Annotated in this window: 25 protein-coding genes and 1 pseudogene; 10 read left to right on the forward strand and 16 right to left on the reverse strand. The window is 67.9% G+C overall.

Going from position 1 to position 21,109, the window contains the following annotated elements:
• A pseudogene (locus tag OZ671_RS19525) lies at positions 1–607 on the forward strand (D-Ala-D-Ala carboxypeptidase family metallohydrolase); the annotation flags it as partial.
• Between the two features lie 198 nt (positions 608–805).
• Positions 806–1,420, forward strand: a complete 615-nt coding sequence (locus OZ671_RS19530) for a glutathione S-transferase (RefSeq protein WP_268862303.1) — start codon at positions 806–808, stop codon at positions 1,418–1,420.
• A gap of 90 nt (positions 1,421–1,510) precedes the next feature.
• On the opposite strand, the gene rpsD is transcribed toward OZ671_RS19530, so the two are convergent.
• Together rpsD and murI are read right to left on the reverse strand one after the other, a co-directional pair.
• Entirely contained in the window at positions 1,511–2,128 is a 618-nt protein-coding gene (gene rpsD / locus OZ671_RS19535) for a 30S ribosomal protein S4 (RefSeq protein WP_268862304.1), read from the reverse strand.
• Positions 2,129–2,304: 176 nt separating this feature from the next.
• The gene (murI, locus tag OZ671_RS19540; protein ID WP_268862380.1) at positions 2,305–3,147 is read right to left on the reverse strand and encodes a glutamate racemase; all 843 of its coding nucleotides are present in this window, start codon (positions 3,145–3,147) and stop codon (positions 2,305–2,307) included.
• 266 nt (positions 3,148–3,413) lie between these two features.
• Between murI and OZ671_RS19545 the strand changes: the two genes are divergently transcribed.
• Positions 3,414–4,193: an HpcH/HpaI aldolase family protein gene (locus OZ671_RS19545; protein WP_268862305.1), complete on the forward strand. Its 780-nt coding sequence runs from the start codon at positions 3,414–3,416 to the stop codon at positions 4,191–4,193.
• A 45-nt stretch (positions 4,194–4,238) separates the two neighbouring features.
• Here OZ671_RS19545 and OZ671_RS19550 read toward each other — a convergent pair whose 3' ends face one another.
• The 4 genes from OZ671_RS19550 to rpe form a co-directional block, all read right to left on the reverse strand.
• On the reverse strand, positions 4,239–4,793 hold the full coding sequence (locus tag OZ671_RS19550; protein WP_268862306.1) for an RBBP9/YdeN family alpha/beta hydrolase: 555 nt from the start codon (positions 4,791–4,793) through the stop codon (positions 4,239–4,241).
• Between the two features lie 4 nt (positions 4,794–4,797).
• The gene (gene purB / locus OZ671_RS19555) at positions 4,798–6,105 is read right to left on the reverse strand and encodes an adenylosuccinate lyase (RefSeq protein WP_038305914.1); all 1,308 of its coding nucleotides are present in this window, start codon (positions 6,103–6,105) and stop codon (positions 4,798–4,800) included.
• 129 nt (positions 6,106–6,234) lie between these two features.
• Positions 6,235–6,870, reverse strand: coding sequence for a hypothetical protein (locus OZ671_RS19560; RefSeq protein ID WP_268862307.1), 636 nt, complete (start codon positions 6,868–6,870; stop codon positions 6,235–6,237).
• A 48-nt stretch (positions 6,871–6,918) separates the two neighbouring features.
• Entirely contained in the window at positions 6,919–7,599 is a 681-nt protein-coding gene (gene rpe, locus OZ671_RS19565; protein ID WP_268862308.1) for a ribulose-phosphate 3-epimerase, read from the reverse strand.
• A 130-nt stretch (positions 7,600–7,729) separates the two neighbouring features.
• Here rpe and OZ671_RS19570 point away from each other — a divergent pair, with 130 nt between their 5' ends.
• The gene (locus OZ671_RS19570) at positions 7,730–8,977 is read left to right on the forward strand and encodes an NAD(P)/FAD-dependent oxidoreductase (RefSeq protein ID WP_268862309.1); all 1,248 of its coding nucleotides are present in this window, start codon (positions 7,730–7,732) and stop codon (positions 8,975–8,977) included.
• 96 nt (positions 8,978–9,073) lie between these two features.
• Here OZ671_RS19570 and OZ671_RS19575 read toward each other — a convergent pair whose 3' ends face one another.
• Together OZ671_RS19575 and OZ671_RS19580 are read right to left on the reverse strand one after the other, a co-directional pair.
• Positions 9,074–9,334 (reverse strand): hypothetical protein, encoded by a 261-nt coding sequence (locus tag OZ671_RS19575; RefSeq protein WP_103168657.1) that lies wholly within the window; start codon positions 9,332–9,334, stop codon positions 9,074–9,076.
• 110 nt (positions 9,335–9,444) lie between these two features.
• Positions 9,445–10,089, reverse strand: coding sequence for a DsbA family protein (locus OZ671_RS19580; RefSeq protein ID WP_268862310.1), 645 nt, complete (start codon positions 10,087–10,089; stop codon positions 9,445–9,447).
• A 227-nt stretch (positions 10,090–10,316) separates the two neighbouring features.
• Here OZ671_RS19580 and OZ671_RS19585 point away from each other — a divergent pair, with 227 nt between their 5' ends.
• A complete protein-coding gene (locus OZ671_RS19585) occupies positions 10,317–11,048 on the forward strand; it encodes a cytochrome c biogenesis CcdA family protein (protein WP_268862311.1) in 732 nt (243 codons plus the stop codon).
• Positions 11,049–11,245: 197 nt separating this feature from the next.
• Here OZ671_RS19585 and OZ671_RS19590 read toward each other — a convergent pair whose 3' ends face one another.
• From OZ671_RS19590 to OZ671_RS19615, 6 genes are all read right to left on the reverse strand, one after another.
• The gene (locus tag OZ671_RS19590) at positions 11,246–12,364 is read right to left on the reverse strand and encodes a branched-chain amino acid ABC transporter substrate-binding protein (protein ID WP_038305900.1); all 1,119 of its coding nucleotides are present in this window, start codon (positions 12,362–12,364) and stop codon (positions 11,246–11,248) included.
• 130 nt (positions 12,365–12,494) lie between these two features.
• On the reverse strand, positions 12,495–12,872 hold the full coding sequence (locus tag OZ671_RS19595; RefSeq protein ID WP_268862312.1) for a DUF6867 family protein: 378 nt from the start codon (positions 12,870–12,872) through the stop codon (positions 12,495–12,497).
• Positions 12,872–13,594, reverse strand: a complete 723-nt coding sequence (locus OZ671_RS19600) for an ABC transporter ATP-binding protein (RefSeq protein ID WP_268862313.1) — start codon at positions 13,592–13,594, stop codon at positions 12,872–12,874. The genes OZ671_RS19595 and OZ671_RS19600 overlap by 1 nt, the downstream gene beginning before the upstream one ends.
• Positions 13,591–14,478 (reverse strand): ABC transporter ATP-binding protein, encoded by an 888-nt coding sequence (locus OZ671_RS19605; protein WP_268862314.1) that lies wholly within the window; start codon positions 14,476–14,478, stop codon positions 13,591–13,593. The genes OZ671_RS19600 and OZ671_RS19605 overlap by 4 nt, the downstream gene beginning before the upstream one ends.
• The gene (livM, locus tag OZ671_RS19610) at positions 14,475–15,872 is read right to left on the reverse strand and encodes a high-affinity branched-chain amino acid ABC transporter permease LivM (protein WP_268862381.1); all 1,398 of its coding nucleotides are present in this window, start codon (positions 15,870–15,872) and stop codon (positions 14,475–14,477) included. Before livM ends, OZ671_RS19605 begins: the two co-directional genes overlap by 4 nt.
• 10 nt (positions 15,873–15,882) lie before the next feature.
• Positions 15,883–16,800: a branched-chain amino acid ABC transporter permease gene (locus OZ671_RS19615; protein WP_268862315.1), complete on the reverse strand. Its 918-nt coding sequence runs from the start codon at positions 16,798–16,800 to the stop codon at positions 15,883–15,885.
• Between the two features lie 415 nt (positions 16,801–17,215).
• Here OZ671_RS19615 and OZ671_RS19620 point away from each other — a divergent pair, with 415 nt between their 5' ends.
• The 5 genes from OZ671_RS19620 (at position 17,216) to OZ671_RS19640 (ending at position 19,840) form a co-directional block, all read left to right on the forward strand.
• Entirely contained in the window at positions 17,216–17,743 is a 528-nt protein-coding gene (locus OZ671_RS19620) for a flavin reductase (RefSeq protein WP_268862316.1), read from the forward strand.
• Positions 17,744–17,846: 103 nt separating this feature from the next.
• Positions 17,847–18,170, forward strand: a complete 324-nt coding sequence (locus tag OZ671_RS19625) for a PepSY domain-containing protein (protein ID WP_268862317.1) — start codon at positions 17,847–17,849, stop codon at positions 18,168–18,170.
• Positions 18,171–18,242: 72 nt separating this feature from the next.
• Positions 18,243–19,160 (forward strand): LysR family transcriptional regulator, encoded by a 918-nt coding sequence (locus OZ671_RS19630; protein WP_268862318.1) that lies wholly within the window; start codon positions 18,243–18,245, stop codon positions 19,158–19,160.
• A 129-nt stretch (positions 19,161–19,289) separates the two neighbouring features.
• Complete coding sequence (locus OZ671_RS19635; RefSeq protein ID WP_268862319.1) at positions 19,290–19,604, forward strand: antibiotic biosynthesis monooxygenase family protein; 315 nt, start codon at positions 19,290–19,292, stop codon at positions 19,602–19,604.
• Positions 19,601–19,840, forward strand: a complete 240-nt coding sequence (locus OZ671_RS19640) for a hypothetical protein (RefSeq protein WP_268862320.1) — start codon at positions 19,601–19,603, stop codon at positions 19,838–19,840. The genes OZ671_RS19635 and OZ671_RS19640 overlap by 4 nt, the downstream gene beginning before the upstream one ends.
• Before the next feature lie 8 nt (positions 19,841–19,848).
• Here the strand turns inward: OZ671_RS19640 and pcaC are convergent, their stop codons facing one another.
• Together pcaC and pcaD are read right to left on the reverse strand one after the other, a co-directional pair.
• Positions 19,849–20,235 carry a 4-carboxymuconolactone decarboxylase gene (gene pcaC, locus OZ671_RS19645; RefSeq protein ID WP_038305886.1) on the reverse strand — a complete coding sequence of 129 codons (387 nt, stop codon included), beginning with the start codon at positions 20,233–20,235 and terminating at the stop codon, positions 19,849–19,851.
• A gap of 12 nt (positions 20,236–20,247) precedes the next feature.
• Positions 20,248–21,027, reverse strand: a complete 780-nt coding sequence (pcaD, locus tag OZ671_RS19650; RefSeq protein WP_268862321.1) for a 3-oxoadipate enol-lactonase — start codon at positions 21,025–21,027, stop codon at positions 20,248–20,250.
• Between the last annotated feature and the right edge of the window lie 82 nt (positions 21,028–21,109).

The raw sequence follows: 21,109 nt of genomic DNA on the forward strand, positions 1-21,109 counted from the left end.
GCCCGCTGCCGCGCCGGTGCCGATGCCCAATCCGACCGCCGTCTCCAGCCATGCCGCGACCGTTCCGGCAGGCCCCGCGCCGGTGCTCGCCTCCCATGGCAGCGCGACCACCATGGTCATTCCGGCATCGCCGGCCGGTGCCTTGAACAACCCCGTTCCGCCGGCGGTCATCTCGACCCCGACGCCGGCGCGCGGGCCGGTGCTCGCCGCCCTGCCGCCGCAAGGCGGACCGCAGGACTGGCCGCGCTTCCTGCCGGGGACGCCGGGCGTCGAGCGCAATACCGGCATGGCCGGTGAACGGGTCATGCCCGACCCGGGCGTGCCGCTCGCCTGCCTGCCGGTGCCGGTGCGGCGCGCGCTGAACGACGTCGCCATGCGTTTCGGGCCGATCCTGGTGCGCTCGACCCATCGCGGCAACGGCCGTTTCGTGCGCACCAACGACTGGCGCGGCTCCTACCACCGGGATTGCCGGGCGGCGGATTTCCGCGTCAGCGGCAATGGCGCGGCGGTCATCGCCTTCCTGCGCGCGCGCCCTGATCTTGGCGGCGTCAAGCGCTATCGCAACGGCCTCATCCACATTGACGACGGCCCGCGCCGCTCCTGGTAGGCCCGAGCGCCGCCGGCCGCAGCCATCCGGCACCGATCCGTCCGGCTCGATCCATCAGGCTCGATCCATCAGGCTCGATCCATCAGGCTCGATCCATCAGGCTCGATCCATCACTTGGCGTGATCGACCGATCAGATCACTCCATTTGCATGGCCCGCCGTTCCAGCCCAACCTTCGGCCTCCTGACAGGAGGTTTTCATGTTGCTGGTCGGCATGCTCGACAGTCCCTATGTGCGCCGCGCGGCGATCGCGGCCACCGTTCTCGGCATTGCGTTCGAACACCAATCGGTTTCGGTGTTCCGGCACATGGACCGGTTCCGGGCCATCAATCCGCTCGTCAAGGCTCCGTCGCTGGTGGCCGACGACGGCACGGTGCTGATGGAATCGCAGCTGATCATCACGCATTTCGAGGACATTGCCGGCCGCTCGCTGCGGCCGCAGGCCGCCGCGGCGCGGGTGGCGGATCTGCGCGCCACAGGCTTGGCCATCGTCACCTGCGAGAAGGCCATCAGCATCGAATACGAGCGCAAGCGCCCGGAAGCCTTCCACTACCAGCCCTGGCTCGATCGTGTGCGCGAGCAGCTTTTCGAGGCGCTCGGGGCGCTCGACACGGCGGCTGCGGAGCGCTGGGCGAACGGTCCGGAGCCCTGGACCCATGGCAGCATCGGCGCCGCCGTCGCCTGGGGCTTCATCCGTTTCACCATTCCGGACGCGGTGCCTGTCCATGCCTTTCCGGCGCTCGCCGCCCATGCGGCGCGCTGCGAGGCTACGGACGTCTTCAAGCACTGGCCGATCGACCGCGAGAGCCCGTGAGGGTTCGGAGCGGGCCGTCGCTCGATGTCGGGCCGCGAACGAAAAAGGCCGCCCGAAGGCGGCCTTTGATGGCAGGGGATGGAACGCCGGTCAGCGCGAATAGAATTCGACGACCAGCGAGGGTTCCATCTGGACCGCATAGGGCACTTCCGACAGGGTCGGGATGCGCGCCAGCTTGGCGGTCATCTTGCTGTGGTCGGCATCGATGTAGTCGGGCACGTCGCGCTCGCCGGACTGCGAGGCTTCCAGCACCAGGACGAGCTGGCGCGAAGCTTCCTTGACCTCGATCACGTCGCCGACACGCACCCGGTAGGACGGGATGTTGACGCGGCGGCCGTTGACCTTGATGTGGCCGTGGTTCACGAACTGGCGGGCCGCGAACACGGTCGGGACGAACTTGGCGCGATAGACGACGGCGTCGAGGCGGCGCTCCAAGAGGCCGATCAGGTTCTCACCGGTATCGCCTTTCACGCGGACGGCCTCGGTGTAGATCGCGTGGAACTGCTTCTCGGAAATGTTGCCGTAATAGCCCTTCAGCTTCTGCTTGGCCTTCAGCTGGGTGCCGAAGTCCGAGAGCTTGCCCTTGCGGCGCTGGCCGTGCTGGCCGGGGCCATATTCGCGGCGGTTGACCGGGCTCTTCGGACGACCCCAGATGTTCTGCCCCATCCGGCGGTCGATTTTGTATTTGGCTGCATGACGCTTCGACATCGCGTGTCCCTTGTCGTTGTTGGTCGATAGGAGACGCGCCCTCCTCTTGTCCCCGGATCACCGGAAACACGACAGACCGGACCCGAAAGCCCGATCGCGGGTGCGCACAATCCCCACGGGTCGCCTGACGACGATCCGTCGAGAAGCGGCGTCCTTACAGAGGCGCGCCGCTCATGTCAATGAAGCGGCAGCGGCTCCACGCCGGTTTCGGCAAAACCATAGCTGGAAAAGACCGGCGCCAGTGCCGCCCGTGCCTTGCCGCCGGTGAGCAGCGCCAGGCTTGCCGGCACCTCGGCCGTGGGCCGCGCCGGTCCGAGAATCTGCACAACCCGGCGGGCAATGGCCGGAGCGGGATCGATCCAGGTCACCGGGAAGGGGGCCAGCTGCCGGAACGTCGCCATCAGCAGCGGGTAGTGCGTGCAGGCGAGCACGATCGTGTCGGTGCGCCGGCTGCGGTTCTCGACGAAGCAGGCGGCGATCTCGGCCGAGATCGCCGCCTCGTCCGCTGGTTCGCCGCGCATCACCGCTTCGGCGAGGCTTGCAAGATGCACCGAGCCGACGAGATTGACGTCGCAGCCCTGGCCGAATTCGGCGATGAGCGCATGGGTGTAGTCGCGGGCCACCGTGCCGGGCGTGGCGAGCACGCTGACCATGCGCGAGACGGATTGCTCGCAGGCCGGCTTGATCGCCGGCACCGTGCCGACGAAGGGCAGGGCGAAGTGCCGGCGCAGATGCGGCATGACCAGGGTCGAGGCCGTGTTGCAGGCAATCACCACGCAGTCCGGCCGGTGCGCGGCGACCAGCCGCTCCATGACCGCGAGCACGCGGGCGATCACCTCCGTCTCGTCGCGCCGGCCATAGGGGAAGGCTGCATCGTCGGCACAATAGACGAAGCGGGCGTCTGGTCTCAGCCGCGCGATCTCGCGCTGCACGGTCAGGCCGCCCAGGCCTGAATCGAACACCAGGATGGTCGGCACGCGGGTGGCGAGGTCGGCACTGGGTTTGACCTGATGGCGCATGCCGGCGAAGGGGTCGAAGGAGCTCGGCTCGAAGGTGATACGCATGACGAACCTTCACAAGCGACAATTGGCCGGATCTTGGTCGAAAGGCGTTAACTTTTCGCCAGCGGCCGGCCACGCGCTCCCGTCGCGTCACCGGCCGGGCGGCAAGCGGCGGCATCGCAGCTGCGCGCCATCGCGGCGTTGACGGGAAAGGGCGATCCCGGTCACCTATCGCAGGAGACGACAAAGGCGCCGGCAGGCCGGCGGCCGCCCGGGAGGACCTCATGCATCAGACGCCGAAGCCTTATACGCTCGCCGAACGGCTGCGCGCCGGCGACAGCCTGTTCACCGCCTGGCTCGGCATGCCGGAGCCGTTGGTTGCCGACGCCATCGCCCGCGAGGGCTTCGACGCCGTCACCTTCGACATGCAGCATTCTTCGATCGACCTGATGAGCGCGATCCGCGGCATCAGCGCGGTCAATCATGCCGGCAAGCCGGCCGGCGTACGCGTCGCGCTCGAGGATTTCGGCGGCGCGGCGCGCCTGCTCGATGTCGGTGCGGAGATCATCATCGCGCCGATGATCAACTCGGCCGCGGACGCGAAGCGCCTCGCCTCGGCGACCAAATATCCGCCGCTCGGCGACCGTTCCTGGGGCGGCAACCGCTTCCAGCAGCTCACCGGCCTCGGCCCGCAGGACTACCTGCAGAAGGCCAATACGATGACGGTGACGCTCGCCATGATCGAGACCCGCGCCGCGCTCGCGGCGGTCGACGAAATCCTCGCCGTGCCCGGCATCGACGGCGTCTTCGCCGGCCCGTCGGATCTCTCGATCACGCTGCTCAACGGCGCCAAGCTCGACCCGAACAACCAGGTGGTGGCCGAGGCCTTCGAGACGGTGATGAAGGCCGCCAAGCGCGCGGGCAAGCTGACCGGCTGCTACGCGCCGAGCCCGGAACGGGCCAAGGAACTCGCGAGCCAGGGCTGGGGCTTCATCTCGCTGGTGAACGACGCGCTCATCGTGCGCAGCGGCGCGCAAGCGGCGCTCAAGGTGGTGCGCGGCTGACGCGCGTGACGAGGCGGCCGCGCGTGCCGGCGCGGCCTGCCAGACCTAGCCCAGCGTCTTCATGAAGCCGGCGAAGCGCATCAGCCCCTCCGGCCAGGGGCCGTGGCCGGAATCGGTATTGATGTGGCCGGCCTCGCCGGCATCGGAGATCGCCGAGCCCCAGGCATAACCGAAATCCTCGGCGCGCTCGAACGAGCAGTGCGGGTCGTTGCGGCTCGCGATCAGCACCGAGGGGAAGGGCAGCGGCTCGCGCGGGATCGGCGCGAAGGCGCGATCGATGGCCGGAATGTCGGTGCCCTCCTCGATGTCGGGCATGCTCACCAGGAAGCCGCCGCGGACGACGCCGCGCGGAAAGATCGGTGCGGCATGGGCGACGGTGATGACGCCGAGCGAATGGGCGACCAGCACCACCGGGCGCGTGCAGGAGGCGACTGCGGTCGCCAGCTTGTCGACCCAGAGCCGCTTGTCGGGCTTGTGCCAGTCGCCGAGATCGACCCGGCGGGCGGTGGGAAGCTTGGCTTCCCAGCGCGACTGCCAGTGATCCTCGCCGGAATTGGTGTAGCCGGGAACGATCAGGATATCGGCGTCTGCGGTGCGCATGGCGTCAGCTCGCCCCGAACACGCGGGCGAAGATCGTGTCGACATGCTTCAGGTGGTAGCCGAGATCGAACTTCTCCTCGAGCTCGGCCTCGCTCAGCGCCTTGCGGACGTCGGCATCGGCTTTGAGCAGCGTCAGGAACTCGCCTTCGCCGCGCCAGACCGGCATGGCGTTGCGCTGGACCAGCCGGTAGGCATCCTCGCGCGACACGCCCTTCTGGGTCAGCGCCAGCAGCACCCGCTGGGAGTGGACGAGACCGCCCAGCCGGTCGAGGTTCTTCTGCATGTTGGCGGGATAGACCATCAGCTTGTCGATGACGCCGGTGAGGCGCACCAGCGCGAAGTCGAGGGTGACGGTGGCGTCCGGGCCGATCATGCGCTCGACCGAGGAGTGGGAAATGTCGCGTTCGTGCCAGAGTGCGACATTCTCCATGGCCGGCAGGGCCATGCCGCGCACCAGGCGGGCAAGGCCGGTGAGGTTCTCGGTCAGCACCGGGTTGCGCTTGTGCGGCATGGCCGACGAGCCCTTCTGACCTTCCGAGAAGAACTCCTCGGCCTCCAGCACCTCCGAGCGCTGCAGGTGGCGGATCTCGGTGGCGAGCCGCTCGACCGAGGAGGCGACGACGCCGAGGGTGGCGAAGAACATGGCGTGCCGATCGCGCGGAATGACCTGCGTGGAGATTGGCTCGACCTTCAGGCCCATGGCGCGCGCGACATGCTCTTCGACGCGCGGATCGATCTGGGCGAAAGTGCCGACGGCGCCGGAAATCGCGCAGGTGCGCACTTCTTCGCGCGCCGCTTCCAGGCGCTGCAGCGCGCGGTCGAATTCGGCATAGGCCTGCGCCAGCTTCAGGCCGAACGTGGTCGGCTCGGCATGGATGCCGTGCGAGCGGCCGATGGTGGGGGTCAGCTTGTGCTCGAAGGCGCGCCGCTTCAGCGCCGCGAGCAGCGCCTTCGTATCGGCGATAAGCAGATCCGCCGCGCGCACGAGCTGGACGTTGAGGCAGGTGTCGAGCACATCGGACGAGGTCATGCCCTGGTGCACGAAGCGCGAATCCGGCCCGATGAATTCGCCGAGATGGGTGAGGAAGGCGATGACGTCGTGCTTGACCTCGCGCTCGATGGCGTCGATGCGCTCAACGTCGAAGGTCACGTCCTTGGCGCGCGCCCAGATATTGGCGGCGGCCTCCTTGGGGATGACGCCGATCTCGGCGAGCGCGTCGCAGGCATGGGCCTCGATCTCGAACCAGATGCGGAACTTGGTCTGCGGATCCCAGATGGCGGTCATCTCGGGACGGGAATAGCGCGGGATCATCGCGGGCAGCCTTGCGCGGAGAGGGGATGGCCGGGGCTTAGCAGGCCGGGGCGCGAACTGCAACGAAACCGCGGCGATCGCGTTTTTTGTGCCGGTTGCATCCGATCGCGCAAACCGGGCACGGGCGGGCTAGATCCGGCGCTGCGTCCGCCAGAACAGGGCCGCGACCATGACCGGTATCAGCGCGCCCCAGGGCCACCAGAGGCGGAATGCCGTGGTGACATAAAGCGAGAAGGCATGCGTCAGGCCCAGCACGTGCTGCCAGAGCGTCAGGTCGCCGTCGAGATCCTCGGCCATGACCAGCGAACGGGAATGGATGGCAAAGACAATGCCGGGCGCGATCAGCATGGTCAGCGCGGCGCCGATCAGCGCAACCCCGAGCCAGAGCGCCAGCGGCGTGGCGGCGAAGCGGCGTCTCAGGCTCTCCAGCAACCGCCAGAACAGCATCATGCCCGGCCAGAGCGGCAGAGCCTGCAGGCAGACGACCGAAAGGCTGCGCCAGGACGGAGCATGGCCGGCGCGGATCGACAGGGCGGCCGCCGCGCCGAGGGCGACGAGCGCCACCCAGAAGCCCGCGGTGAAGGCGCGCATCCAGGGCCCGTCGCTGCGCCGCGGCGCCGGTTTCTGCTGGACCGCCTTGGCCGGCTTGGCCGCCGGCGCTGCGGTCCTGCGCGGTGCGCGTGGCCGTTTCGGCCGGGGCGCCGGTGCCTCGCTGCCTGCTGCGTCGCCGTTGCGTTCGATCGTCAGAGCCGCTTTCGTGACCATGCCGGCAGTCTAGCCGCCAGCCGTTGACGGGGTCTAAAGGGACGGGGGTCACACCATCGTGCCGCGGGCGTGTTCGGCTGCAGCCCGGATCGCTGCGATCCGCGCCGCATAGCCGGTGGCACCGCCCTTGAAGACGGCGGAGCCGGCGACCAGCACGTCGGCGCCGGCGGCGGCGACCGAGGGGGCGGTCTCGGGCGTGATGCCGCCGTCGATCTCGATGAGAATGTCGCGCCCGGCGATCATCTGGCGGAGCTGCGCGACCTTCGCCACCTGCGAAGCGATGAAGGCCTGGCCGCCGAAGCCCGGATTGACCGTCATGACCAGGATCAGGTCGGTGAGGTCGAGGACATGCTCGACGACGTTGGCCGGGGTTGCCGGATTGAGCGACACGCCAGCCTTCTTGCCCAGCGCGCGGATGGTCTGAAGCGAACGATGCAGGTGCGGGCCGGCTTCGGCATGGACGGTGATGATGTCGGACCCGGCCTTGGCGAAGGCTTCCAGGTACGGATCGGCCGGCTGGATCATCAGGTGCACGTCGAACACCTTGGCGCTGTGCGGACGCATCGCCTTGATCACATCGGGACCGAAGGAGATGTTCGGCACGAAATGGCCGTCCATCACGTCGAGATGGAGCCAGTCGGCCCCGGCGGCGTCGACCGCGCGCACTTCCTCGCCGAGCCTGGCGAAGTCGGCGGCAAGGATCGAAGGGGCGATCAGGATCGGTTTCATGGTCGGGCTCTCCCAAGTCGCCCCGCCGGTACCATGCCTCAAGGTGCGCGGGCAATGAGAAGCAGGCCTGCGCTTGTCTGATGCAAGGCGAACCGGCAGTGTGGCGCCGCATTGCAATGACGGGCCACCCATGACTGAAATCCACGATGTTCTGGTTCTCGGCGCCGGCATGGTCGGCGCGTCGGCGGCGCTCGAGGCGCGTCGCCGCGGCCTGTCCACCGTGCTGGTCGACCGGCGTGGGGCCGGCGAGGAAACGAGCTACGGCAATGCGGGCGTGGTCGATGGCGGCAATCTCTATCCGGTCGCCATGCCGCGCGACCTGCCGAGCCTGTTCAAGCATGCCCTGAACCGCCAGGCGGCCTCGCACTATCATCCGAGCGCCCTGCCGCGCGTCGCCGGCTGGATGTTCGACTACTGGCGCTGGTCGGCTCCCGACAAGCTGGAGGAGACCGCGCGGGTCATGCGGCCCTTCTTCGCCGAGGCGGTGGCGAGCCACCGGGAGTTTGCCAAGCTGGCCGGTGCCGAGCGCTATTTCCGCCAGGACGGCTGGCTGGAGCTCTATCGCACCCAGCAGAGCCTGGACGGCCAGGCGCGGCGCCAGCGGCTCGCCCGCGAATACGGCCTGCGCAGCGTGACGCTCAGCAAGGGCGAGACGCTGGAGCTGGAGCCGCACCTGAAGGGCAATTTCGCTGGCGCGATCTGGCAGCAGGATGCCGACACCGTGTCGAGCCCGGGCGGCGTGACCAAGGCCTATGCCGAGGCCTTCGTCGCGGCCGGCGGCCGTTTCGCCAAGGGCGACGCCATGACGCTTGCCAAGGTGCCGGAAGGCTTTGCGGTCGAGACCGCCGACGGACGCATCCTGGCCCGCCAGGTGGTGGTGGCGCTGGGCATATGGTCCGCCGATCTCATTGCAAAATTCGGCTATTCGGTGCCGCTCACTGCCAAGCGCGGCTATCACCGGCACTACCAGCCGAAGGGCAATGCCTTCCTCACACGCCAGGTCTGCGACGAGGATGTCGGCTATTGCCTGTGCCCGATGGAGCAGGGCATTCGCCTGACCACCGGCATCGAGATCGCCATGCCCGACGCGCCGAAGACCCCGGTACAGCTCGAGCGGGCGCTGCGCGCGGCGGGCGACCTGTTCGATCTCGGCGAGCCGGTGGAGGCCGAGCCCTGGATGGGCCGCCGGCCGGCGACGCCGGATTCGCGGCCGGTGATCGGAGCGGCTCCGCGCCACGAAGGCCTGTGGTTCGCCTTCGGCCACGGCCATTGGGGCTTCACGCTGGGGCCGGCGACCGCCAAGGCGCTGCTGGCGGCAATGGCCGGCGAGGCGCCGCGCATCGATCTCAAGCCCTATCGCATCGAGCGTTTCGGCTGAACCGCCGCGCGGGACGTCGGGCGTCGGGCTCCGCGCAAAGTGCCGTGCATCCGTAAGCTGGAGGCCGCGGCGGGATGGATCATCTCTGCCTGGATGCTAGGCCGACAGATCGACGATCCGGCCGGGGCCGGCGGCGGGCTTCGGGCCGAATTGCGGGGCGGCCGCCTCGGCGACGGCCTCCGGATGAGCGACGAGCGCATCGAAGGCTGCTTCGGGCATGACGGCACGCCCGACGCTCACCGCCAGCCGGTCGGCAATGGCGGGGTCGTTGGTCGGATTCTGCGGATCGAGCCCGCGCCGGGCAAAGCTTGCATCCTCGCTGGTGACGCAGACAAATCCGTTGATGACCGGGATCATGGCGACACGCTCCCACATGTGACCCGCCATTCTAGACGCCCGGTCGGCCACAGGCGTTAAGGCCGGCCGGCGAATGCCGGCGATGGTGAACGGTTTCTTGTCCGCTTCGATCAGCTTGCGCCGATCGCGGCGATCAGCGCCCGGGCATCGCCGAACAGCGCATTGGAGCCGAGCAGGCGCTGGTTGCCGCCGGTGCCGGCGACCAGGGCCGGTACGCCGCGGGCGCCGAAAGCCGCCATCATCCGCTGCGCCGCGCCGGTGCGCTGCCGCACCGCGTCGACGAGCGCGGGGGCTGCCGCGGCGAGCCGGTCCGCCGCCTCGGCAAGGCCGGCCTCGCGCAGGATGGTGGCGACGCCGGCCGCCGAGACGATGTCGCGCCCGCCGTCGTAACGCGCCGACTGCAGCGCGGCGAGGGCGTCGAGCTCAGCCTCCGGCCGGCTGAGATGTACGGCGGCAAGGCCGGCCGTGGCGGCCGTCGAATCGAACCGCTGCCCCGGCGCGTTCAGCACCTTCAGGCGGTAGGCCTCGCTGAAAGGCTGGCCGGTGAGCTGGGCGATGCGCTGGTCGTTCGACCAGGCATAGGCGGCAAAGTCCGCATCCATTGGCCGCGCTCCGGCGCCGGAGAACAGGCCGGTCGGCGCGGGCACGACCGCAATGCCGGGCGCGCGGGCCAACTGGCGGATGACGGGCGAGGCGCCGTAGCACCAGCCGCAGAGCGGGTCGAACAGGTAGGTGACGGTGATCGGATCGCTCATGGCTCAGCCGGCGGGTTCGGGGGCGGGCGCACGGGTCCGGCAGGCACCGCCGGTTGCGGCGCTTGCCGCGGCGGTTTCGCCCCGGTCCGGCATGTTCACGGCCGATCACGCCTGTGCGAGCGGCCGAAGTCAATGCTTCCGATCGGGCGCGCGGGGCGATAGACGAGAGGGCGCCCGCCACGGAAGTCTTCCGTGGCGACGGTTTCCTGGCGCTCGGCGGACCCTTGATGCCCGATGTGACCCTTACCGCGGCCCTGCTTGCGGGCCTCGTCAGCTTCCTGTCGCCTTGCGTCCTGCCGCTGGTGCCGCCTTATCTCGTCTATCTGACCGGCGCCACGCTCGACGACCTTGCCGAGGTCGACGCCGGCAAGGCGCTGGTGAAGCGTGCCGTTTCGCTCGCGCTGGTTTTCGTCGCCGGCTTCACCACCGTCTTCGTGCTGCTCGGCGCCTCGGCTTCGGTGCTCGGCCAGGTGCTCAGGGTGCATTCCGGCACCTTCGCCACCATTGCCGGCATCGCCATCATCATCATGGGCCTGCATTTCCTCGGGCTGTTCCGCATCCCCTTGCTCTACCGCCAGGCCAAGGTCGATGTCGCGCCGCGTGCGGGTCCCCTCGGGGCCTATGTGATGGGGCTCGCCTTCGCCTTCGGCTGGACGCCGTGCATCGGGCCGGTTCTGGCGGCGATCCTCGCCGTCGCCGCCTCGGAAATGACCGTCCATCGCGGCGCGCTGCTGCTGGCGGTCTATTCGCTGGGGCTCGGCATTCCTTTCGTGCTGGCTGCGCTCGCCATCCGCCGCTTCCTCGCCTTCGCCTCGGCAGTCAAGAGGCGGCTGCGGGCGATCGAGATGGCCATGGGCGGGCTGCTGGTCGCGACCGGCATCGCCTTCCTGACCGGCGGCATGGCGACCGCCGCCTACTGGCTTCTGGAAACCTTCCCGGCGCTCGCCGCTTTCGGTTAGGCGTGGATGGCGAATGGCGAACAGGGGAAGGGGCGCCCCGTCCTTGCGGGAGTTGCACAAAGTCCGTCGGGCCTCCCCCATTCGCTATTCGCCGCTCGCCAGTCGCCCGAGAAAAAACCCCGCCCGGATCGCTCCGGACGGGGTCTCGTCCCCCTCAGGACGGGGAGCCCTTCGGGCCCCGGATTTCATCGGTTCATTCAGTTCTCGACATAGGTGATCTTGCCGTCCGGCTGCCGCCGCCAGGTATAGGTGACGTAGTCCGCGCGGGTGATGTCACCCTTCTTGTCGTAGGAGATGTCGCCGATCACGGTCTTGAACACGACGCCCGAGCGCATGTGTTCGGCGATCTTGCGCGGGTCGAGCGAGTTGGTGGCGATCGCCGCCTGCTGGAAGATCTGGACCGCGGCATAGCTGTAGAGCGTATAGGCCTGCGGGTCGAACCGCCGCTGGGTGCGGAAGCGCTCGACGATGGCGGCGGCTTCCGGGCGGTTGCGCGGGTCGGGCGGGAAGGTCATTAGCGTGCCTTCGGCGCCGGGGCCGGCAATGGCGGCGAATTCGTTGTCGGCAATGCCGTCGCCGGACATGAGCGGCGCCTGGACGCCCTGGTCGCGCATCTGGCGGACGATCAGGCCGCCCTCGGTGTGCAGGCCGCCCCAGTAGACGATGTCGACGCCGGCCGCCTTCAGCTTGGAGATGAGCGCCGAGAAGTCCTTCTCGCCGGTGTTGACGCCTTCGTAGATGACTTCGCGCAGGCCGGCGGCGCGCAGCGCCTTCTGCGTCTCGTCGGCCAGGCCTTTGCCATAGGTCGTCTTGTCGTGGACGATGGCGATCTTCTTGTCGCGATAATGCTGGGCGAGATAGGCGCCGGCGACGGCACCCTGCTGGTCGTCGCGTCCGCAGGTGCGGAAGGCGTTCCATTGGCCGCGCTCGGTGACGCGCGGATTGGTGGCGGCCGGGGTGATGTAGACCGCGCCGTTCTCGGCATAGACTTCCGAAGCGGGCAGGGTGACGCCCGAGTTGAAGTGGCCGACGACGAAGCGGACGCCGTCACCGGCGAACTTGTTGGCGACGTTGACGCCCTGCCTGGGATCGCCGGCATCGTCGCCGACCGACAGCACGATGCGCTGGCCGAGGATGCCGCCCGCCGCATTGATGTCCTCGACCGCCTGTTCGACGCCGTTGCGCAGCTGCGCGCCGAAGGCGGCGCTGGATCCGGTCATCGGCCCGGCCACACCGAGACGGATCTGGGCCTGGGCGGGAACCGCCAGGGCCAGACCCAGACCGAGCGTCAGCCCGGCAAGCAACTTTTTGGTCATCTCTCATCCTTCCCTTGAGAAGAGCAGAAGCTTTGCAGGTGTCCTTATCGCGGGCAGCCCATGGCCCTTGGTCCGATCGAACACTCTTTCTTGGGCCTTGTCAGCCGCTTGTTGGTATTCCTCGACGCCATCAGGAACTTCCCGGACGGGAAGACAGAGGTTCCGGCCGCTTCGCCCAGGACAGAGGGCCGGTACGTTGGTAGAGCCACCAGTATTGCGTGGTCATCTGGCGCGCCCGGGCGGCCCGCCAGGCGGTGGTGCCGATCAGCAGCAGCACGACGGTGTCGACCAGGTAGTAGTGCGGCGAGAGCAGCGTGCCTTCGAACAGGGCGAAATGGATGAAGCGCACGCCGCAGCCGAGGAGCACGAGATAGGCCCAGGTCTGCGGCAGCCCGCGCCAGGTTTCGGCGCAGGCCGAGCCGGTCATCCAGGCGGCCCAGCCGCCCATCAGCACGGTGACCATCAGGAACAGCCAGATCGAGGGTTCCTCGTAGAGAATGCCCTGCATCAGTGCCGACCTCCCTCGAGATAGGCCGCACGCACTTCCTCGCGCGCCAGGAGCTCGGCGCCGGAGCCTGACATGGTGATGGTGCCGTTGACCATGACGTAGCCGCGATGGGCGAGCTTCAGCGCGTGATAGGCGTTCTGCTCGACCAGGAAGACGGTGAGGCCTTCCGTGCGGTTGAGCTCGCGGATGGCGTTGAAGATGCCCGCGACGATCAGGGGCGCGAGGCCGAGCGAAGGCTCGTCGAGCAGGAGCAGCTTCGGCTGGCTCATCAGCGCCCGGGCGATCGCCAGCATCTGCTGCTCGCCGCCGGACAGCGTGCCGCCGCGCTGGTCGCGCCGCTCCTTGAGCCGCGGGAACAGGGCGAAGACCTTGTCCAGATCGTCGGCAAAATGGGCGGGATCGGTCAGCGAGGCGCCCATCTGCAGGTTTTCGTAGACGGTCATCCGCGCGAAGATGCGCCGGCCTTCGGGCGACTGGGCGATGCGCCGGCGCATGATCTGATGCGTCGGCATGCGGGTAATGTCGACGCCGTCGTAGACGACCGTGCCACGCCTGGCCTGCGGGCTGCCGCAGATGGTCATCATCAGCGTCGACTTGCCCGCGCCGTTGGCGCCGATCAGCGTGACGATCTCGCCGGCGCCGACATCGATGTCGACGCCCTTCAGGGCCTGGATCGCGCCGTAATAGGTTTCGACGCCACGCACCGAGAGGAGGGCGCTCATAGGCCGACCTCCGCCTCGACCTTGTCGACGTCGCGATCGTCGACGCCGAGATAGGCGGCGATCACCTTGGGATCCTCGCGAACCGCCGCCGGCGGCCCGTCGGAAATCTTCCGGCCGTAGTCGAGCACGACGATATGGTCGGAGATCTCCATCACCACGCTCATGTCGTGCTCGATCAGCAGCAGCGAGGTGCCGTGCTCCTGGCGGATGAAGCGCAGCAGCGTGTTCAGCTCCAGCGACTCGCGCGGATTGAGCCCGGCGGCAGGCTCGTCGAGGCAGAGCAACACCGGATCGGTGCACATGGCGCGGGCGATCTCCAGGCGTCGCTGGTCGCCATAGGGCAGGTCGCCGGCGGGATCGTCGGCGCGCGGGGTCAGGCCCGTGCGCTCCAGCCAGTAGGCGGCCTTGTCGATCGCCTGCCTTTCCGCGCGGCCATAGGTCGGCAGGCCCAGAATGCCGCCGATCGAAAAGAGCGAGGCGCGCATCAGCGGGTTGTGCTGGGCGACCAGCAGGTTTTCCAGCACCGTCATGCCCGAGAACAGCCGGATGTTCTGGAAGGTGCGCGCGACCTTGGCCGTGCGCGAGATCATGAAGTCGGGCATCTGTTCCAGCAGGAAGTCGCCCGCGGCCGGATGCTTCAGCGTGATCCTGCCCTCGGTCGGCTTGTAGAAGCCGGTGATGCAGTTGAACACCGTCGTCTTGCCGGCGCCGTTGGGCCCGATCACCGCGGTGATGTCACCGCGCCGGGCGGCGAAGGACAGGTCGCCGATGGCAGTCAGGCCGCCGAAGCGCATGGTCAGGTGCTCGACGACCAGGATCGGGTCGATGACGCGCGGCGCGTCGGCGGCCGGACCGCCGCCCGTGACAGTCTCTGGACCGCTCATCCGTGTCCTTCCTTGACGAGATCGCCCGAGATCGCGCGGCGGTTCTTCAGGAAGGCGGTCGGCATGCGCGTCGAGACGAAGCCGCGGGGCTTCCAGACCATGATGGCGACCATGGCGAGGCCGAAGATCAGCATGCGGTATTGCACCGGATCGAAGTCGTTGCCGAAGATGGCCTTCATCCAGTCGAGCTCGCGCAGCAGCTCGGTGCCGCCGATCATCACGATGGCGGCCACCGCCGTGCCGATCAGCGAGCCCATGCCACCGAGCACGACGATGGCGAGAATGGTCGCCGATTCCAGGAAGGTGAAGCTTTCGGGCGAGATGAAGCCCTGCCGGGCGGCGAAGAACGAGCCGGCGAAGCCGCCGAACATGGCGCCGATGGCGAAGGCGGTGAGCTTGGTGTTGACGGTGTTGATGCCGAGCGAACGGCAGGCGATCTCGTCCTCGCGGAGTGCTTCCCAGGCACGGCCGACGGGCAGGCGGCGCAGCCGCGCCGACACCCAGGCGGTGAGCAGGGCAAGGCACAGGATGACATAGTAGAGGAAGAGGGTGCGGTGGATGGGCGTGAACTCGAAGCCGAAGGTCGCCGCAAATCCGGTGTCGGAAGCATTGAAGGGAATGCCGAAGAAGGACGGCCGCGGGATGCTGGAAATGCCCTCGTAGCCGTTCGAGAAATCCTTCCAGTTGATCAGCACCATCCGGATGATCTCGCCGAAGGCGAGCGTGACGATGGCGAGATAGTCGCCGCGCAGGCGCAGCACCGGAAAGCCGAGGATAATGCCCCAGAAGGCGGCGAGCATGCCGGCAATGGGCAGGCAGATCCAGAACGCCCAGACGCCGAGCTGCGGGACGGTCGCGGGAATGATCTGGGTCGCCAGCAGCGCATAGGCATAGGCGCCGACCGCGTAGAAGGCGACATAGCCGAGGTCGAGCAGGCCGGCGAGGCCGACGACGATGTTCAGGCCCCAGGCGAGCATGATGTAGATGAGGATCTGCACGCCGAAATTGTCGACCCATTTCAGGGCGCCGGAGCCGCCGGTGAGCGCGTAGATCAGGAACGGATAGACGAAGCAGACGGCGAGCGCGGCCGGCGGCAGGCCCTTGGAAACGGCGGCGGGCAACACGAAGGCGGGCCTTGCCGGCCGGTCGACATGGCGGCGCGCAAGGAGCGAGATCAGGAAGCGGCCGAGCGCGACCGCGGCGACGATCGCCGCGAGCAGGCCCCAGCGGGTCTCCAGGACCAGCCGGTTCTGCATGTCCTGCACGGTCTTGAAGCCGATGAGCGGGCCGAACACGCCGGTTGCCACGAGGCCGGCGAAGAGGGCGTCCTTGACCGCACCGCCGACATCGCGGGACGGGGTCGCGACGGCGGTGGTGGATTGCGGGGGGGCGATCGTCACGCGTTCATACCTTCTCGACGTCGGGCCGGCCGAGAATGCCCTGGGGCAGGAAGATCAGCATGATGGCGAGGATGGAGAAGGCCGCCACATCCTTGTATTCGACCGAGAAATAGGCCTGCCAGAAGGTCTCGATCAGGCCGATGAGCAGGCCGCCGAGCACCGCTCCGGGCAGCGAGCCGATGCCGCCGAGCACGGCCGCGGTGAAGGCCTTGACGCCGGGCGTGAAGCCGTCGGCGAAATTGACGACGCCGTAGAAGACGAGAAACAGCGTGCCGGCGACCGCGGCGAGCGCCGCCCCCATCACGAAGGTGATGGAGATGGTCCGGTCGACGTCGATGCCGAGCAGGGCGGCCATCTTGCGGTCCTGCTCGCAGGCCCTCTGGGCGCGGCCGAGCGGGGTCTTGGCGACCACCCAGGCGAAGATGGTGAGCAGCACCGCCGTCGTCACCATGATCAGGATCTGCTTGTAGGAAATGGTCACGGTATAGGTGCCGGCCCCGAACAGGGGCACCACCGTGTTGAGAATGGGATCAACCGCCTTGTTGCGCGGGCCCTGGGCGATCTGGACGAAGTTCATCAGCACGATCGACATGCCGATCGCCGAGATCAGCGGGGCCAGGCGGAACGAGCCGCGCAGCGGCCGGTAGGCGACCCTCTCGATGGTCCAGTTGATCAGCGAGGTGAACACCATGGCGATGATCAGGACGATCAGCAGCGCCAGCAGGATCGACCCGACGCCGAGCCATGTGGTGAGCACCATCAGCGCGATCAGCGCGATGAACGAGGACACCATGAACACATCGCCATGGGCGAAGTTCACCATGCCGATAATGCCAAAGACCATCGTGTAGCCAATGGCGATCAGGCCGTAGATCGAGCCGATCGTAAGCCCATTGATCAGCTGCTGGAAGAAAACTTCCATGCCGACTCCATCCCTTTTCTATTCCCCTCGGCGCGAAAGGTACGCCGTGCCTGCGCCCTCTGTTCCTCCGCGACTGCCGCGCGGGTCCGGTTGGAAGGCCAGCCATGCGAAATGCGTAGCAAGGGCTCTGCCGGGCGACAATGGCTGTCATGCGTTTTTCTGTGTGGACGCCTGGCGGCGGTGCCGGCGGCGGCGGCGGAACCCGCGAATTGGCGGGCCTTGGCCGGGCCGGCATGCGCCAAAAGGATAAGATGCGGCGCGCCATGGCCGCGGTTCGGGCGTCCCCGGGGGCGCGGGCCGGCGGGGTCAGCGCCGGGAAATCCCGGTTAACGGTCCGCATGTCACACTTGTCCGCGCCGATTGGCGCAAAGCCCGTCGAAGGCCTATATGCGGGCGGGAATTGAGGATGTTGGTCATGGAAGGCGGATCGAACCGCGGAAGGGTCGTGCCGGAGGCGAGCGTCACGCCGCAGTCCTATCGCGACGGCATGGCGGCGGTGGCCGGCCACGTCCATCTCATCACGACCGCCGGCCCCGCCGGCACGAGCGGGTTCACGGCGATCGCGGTCGCCTCGGTGTCCGATGATCCGCCGACCCTGCTCGTCTGCCTCAACCGCAAGTCGGCGAACGGCGCGCTGATCGAATCGAATGGCGTCTTCGCGGTCAATGCGCTGGGCGCGGACGCGGAAGTGCTCGCCGAAACCTTCGCCGGCCGGCGCGGGCTCTCCGGCGCCGCCCGCTTCAGCGTCGGCGAATGGACGCCCCTCGCGACGGGATCGCCGGCGCTCGACACGGCGCTCGTCACTTTCGATTGCCGTGTCCTGGAGGTCAAACCGGTGGCCACCCACACCATCATCATCGGCACGGTGGTGGGCCTGCGGGTCGGCGGCGGCGGCCCGGCGCTCGCTTATTTCGGCCGCGGCTATCGGACGATCGAGCGTTGATCCGACATTGAGGCCACCGCTGGCCGCTTCAGCGCATTCCAAGGAAACGATCGGCGCAGTTCCGTGTTGATAGGGGCGAAACCCGTCACGGAAGGAGACCGCCATGCCGCCGACAAGGCTGCGTCTTGTGCTTGCCGCCGCCATTCTCGCCGCAGGGCCAATGGCCGCCGGCGCGGCCGTCGCGCAGACCACGCCGCAGCCGCCCGCGGCGCCGAGACAGGGCACGGAGCGGCCGCCATCGCCGGAAGAGCGGCGCCAGATCGAAGAGGTGCTGCGCCAGGCCGGCTTTACCCGCTGGGGCGAGATCGAATTCGACAACGGCCGCTTCGAGGTGGACGACGCGGTCGGGCCGGATGGCCGGAAATACGACCTGAAGCTCAGCCAGGTGGATTTTTCGATCATGTCCCGCGAGCCGGACGACGATTGAGGGGGCCCCATTCCGGAGCAGCAAGGATCATGTGCTGTTTGCATAAAGGCATATGCCGTATGATCATGCCTCATGAACATTCAAGAAATCAGGGCGTTCGTCGCGGCGGCCGAGACCGGCTCTGTCAATCGAGCCGCCCTCCGGCTCAACCTGACGCAGCCGGCGGCGACGCGGCGCATCCAGAATTTTGAAGCCGCGCTTGGCGGAATTCCGCTGTTCGACCGTTCGGTGAAGCCGGCGGTGCTGACGGCGCAAGGCCAGCACGTGCTTGAATATTGTCGGAACGTGCTCGTTGCCGTCGCGCAATTGGAAGCCTGCGCGACGGGTGTTTCGAGTCCTCAGGGGGACTTCAGGGTCGGCGTCGCCCATGGATTGGGCGAAATGGTCCTGACCTCTCCGATCGATGCGCTGCGCCGGGCCTTCCCGCGTGTCCGCATGCAGGTGAGTTCCAACTGGAGCGCCGGTCTCATCGAGGACGTCAAGGCGGGCGCGATCGATTGCGCTGTCGGGCTGCTCACCGATGCCCATGCGATGCCGGCCAGCCTCCAGCGCCTGTCGCTCGGCGCCGAGCGTGTCGTCGTCGTGTCCGCTTCGTCCAGGACTTCGATGCGGCGCGACGCCAGCCCTTGGCGGCTGCGCGACCTGGCGGAAGAAGGCTGGTTCCTCAATCCGCGCGGTTGTGGCTGCCGGGCCGCACTGGAGCGCGCTTTCGATCGCCTCAATCTGCCGCTTCAGATCGCGGCTGAAGTCTTCGGGGAGGACCTCCAACTGTCGCTCCTCGCCCATGGCGGCGGGTTGGGGCTGGTGCCGTATCGGCAATTCGACCAGAGCCCGCATCGAGCCCGCCTGAGGGCCCTCGACGTGTCCGATTTCCAGCTGGCCGCGACGGTGACGTTGATCCGGAATGGAGTTCCCGGCCGTTTCGATCCTGCGATCGCATTGCTGGCGAACGAGTTGAAGGTCAAGCTGGATGATAGAGCAGAAGCATAATCATAATATCCATTATGCATTTGATTGATTTTATGCCGCCTTGCATCCTGCCCGTGTCGCTGAGGATGCGGCCGCCTATCGCGGCGCGGTCATCCGAAGATTCCACCGCACCGGCAGGGTTTGGCTTTCATGATCGTCACAGTCTTTCGCTCCCGCCTCGCCGTCGAGGCGCGGGAAGAATACAGCGCCGTGGCGAAGCGCATGAGCGAATTGGCGCGGACCGTTCCCGGTTATGTCTCGCACAAGGGTTTTGTCGCCGAGGACGGCGAGCGCGTGACGATCGTCGAATTCGAAACCGAGGAGGGGCTGCAGGCCTGGAAGGTCCATCCCGACCATGTCGAAGCCAAGCGCCTCGGCTTCGCGACATTTTTCGGGACATTCAAGGTCCAGATCTGCAAGGTCGTCCGCGACCGGACATGGACCCGCAGGGACGGCCAGCCATGAGCCCGTCGTCCGGCCGTCGCGGCCTTGCGCACGCTCGACCTGCCGTGACGGCGGAACGGATCGAGCACCACCGGCGCCTGGGGCATGACCTGCGCAATGCCGCGATCCGCCTTGCATTCAGCCAAGGCGGCCTCTGGCTTGCGCGCTGCCTGCGCAAGGCGCCGAAGGCCGTTCGGCCGGCGGACACGGCCGCCCGCGTCATCGCGCCGGCAGAGGCCCCACCGGCGGCGCGATGAGGCTTCCGTCAGGTCTTGATGCCGAGCTCGGCGAAGACCTCGCGCGCTTCCTTCACCGCCGTATTGGCGGCGGGCACGCCGGCATAGATCGCCACCTGCAGCAGCACTTCCTTGATGTCGTCGGTCGTCACGCCGTTCGAAAAGGCCGCCCGGCAGTGCAGCCGGAACTCTTCCCAGCGCCCCATGGCGGCCGTCATGGCGAGCACCAGGAAGCTGCGCGTCTTGCGGTCGAGGCCGGGGCGCGTCCAGATCTCGCCCCAGGCATAACGCGTGATCAGGTCCTGGAACTCGGTGGTGAAGCTGTCGCGCGCGGCCAGCGAACGGTCGACATGGGCATCGCCGAGCACCGCGCGGCGCACGCTCAGCCCGGCCTCGAAACGGTCCTTCTCGTCCATCGGAGCAGCCCTTTACCTGGTCAGGAAATCGACGACAGCGGCGTTGAACGCTTCTGTCTGTTCGATATTGGACAGATGCGCGGCGTCGAGCTCGACATAGCGTGCATTCGCAATGGCGGCAGCGATCTCGCGGCCGCGGGCCGGCGGCGTCGAGCCGTCATGGGTGCCGGCGACGACCAGGACCGGATTGGCGATATGGCGGATCGCCTCGCGCTGGTCCATGTCGCGGATCGCGGCGGAACAGGCGGCATAACCTTCCGGGGGCGTCGTCTCCAGCATGGCGACGACCCGGGCCACCGCCTTGGGATCGGCCGCCTGGAAGCGCTTGGTGAACCAGCGGTCGACGATGGAGGGGATCAGCGGCTTCAGGCCATTGGCCTTCACCGTCGCGATGCGCTGGTTCCACATATCGGCAGTCGGCATGCTGGGCGCCGTGTTGCACAGGACCAGCTTGCCGAAGCGGCTGCCGTAGTGGCTGCCGGCCCACATGCCGCTCATGCCGCCCATCGACAGGCCGCACCAGTCCGCCCTGGCGACGGCGAGGTGGTCGAGCAGCTCCACCGCGTCGCGGGTCAGTCGCGCGAAGCTGGTCGGGCCGACCTTCAGCTCGCTTTCGCCATGGCCGCGCTTGTCGTAGCGCACCACCCGGTAATGGGACGAAAAGACCGGCATCTGGTCGTCCCACATTTCAAGGCGGGTGCCGAGCGAATTGGACAGGAGGAGGACCGGGCCGGTGCCGCCGGTGTCCTCATAGCGCAGCGACAGGCCGTCCGACGTGGTGAAGCGAGGCATCGGTCCCTCTCCCGACAAGTGATCCCGAGGGCAGTGACCCTAGGCCAGTCGCCCGACCGAGGAAAAGGGGCGGGTGCGCATG

This window comes from Phreatobacter sp. AB_2022a, assembly GCF_026847585.1.
GTDB lineage: Bacteria > Pseudomonadota > Alphaproteobacteria > Rhizobiales > Phreatobacteraceae > Phreatobacter.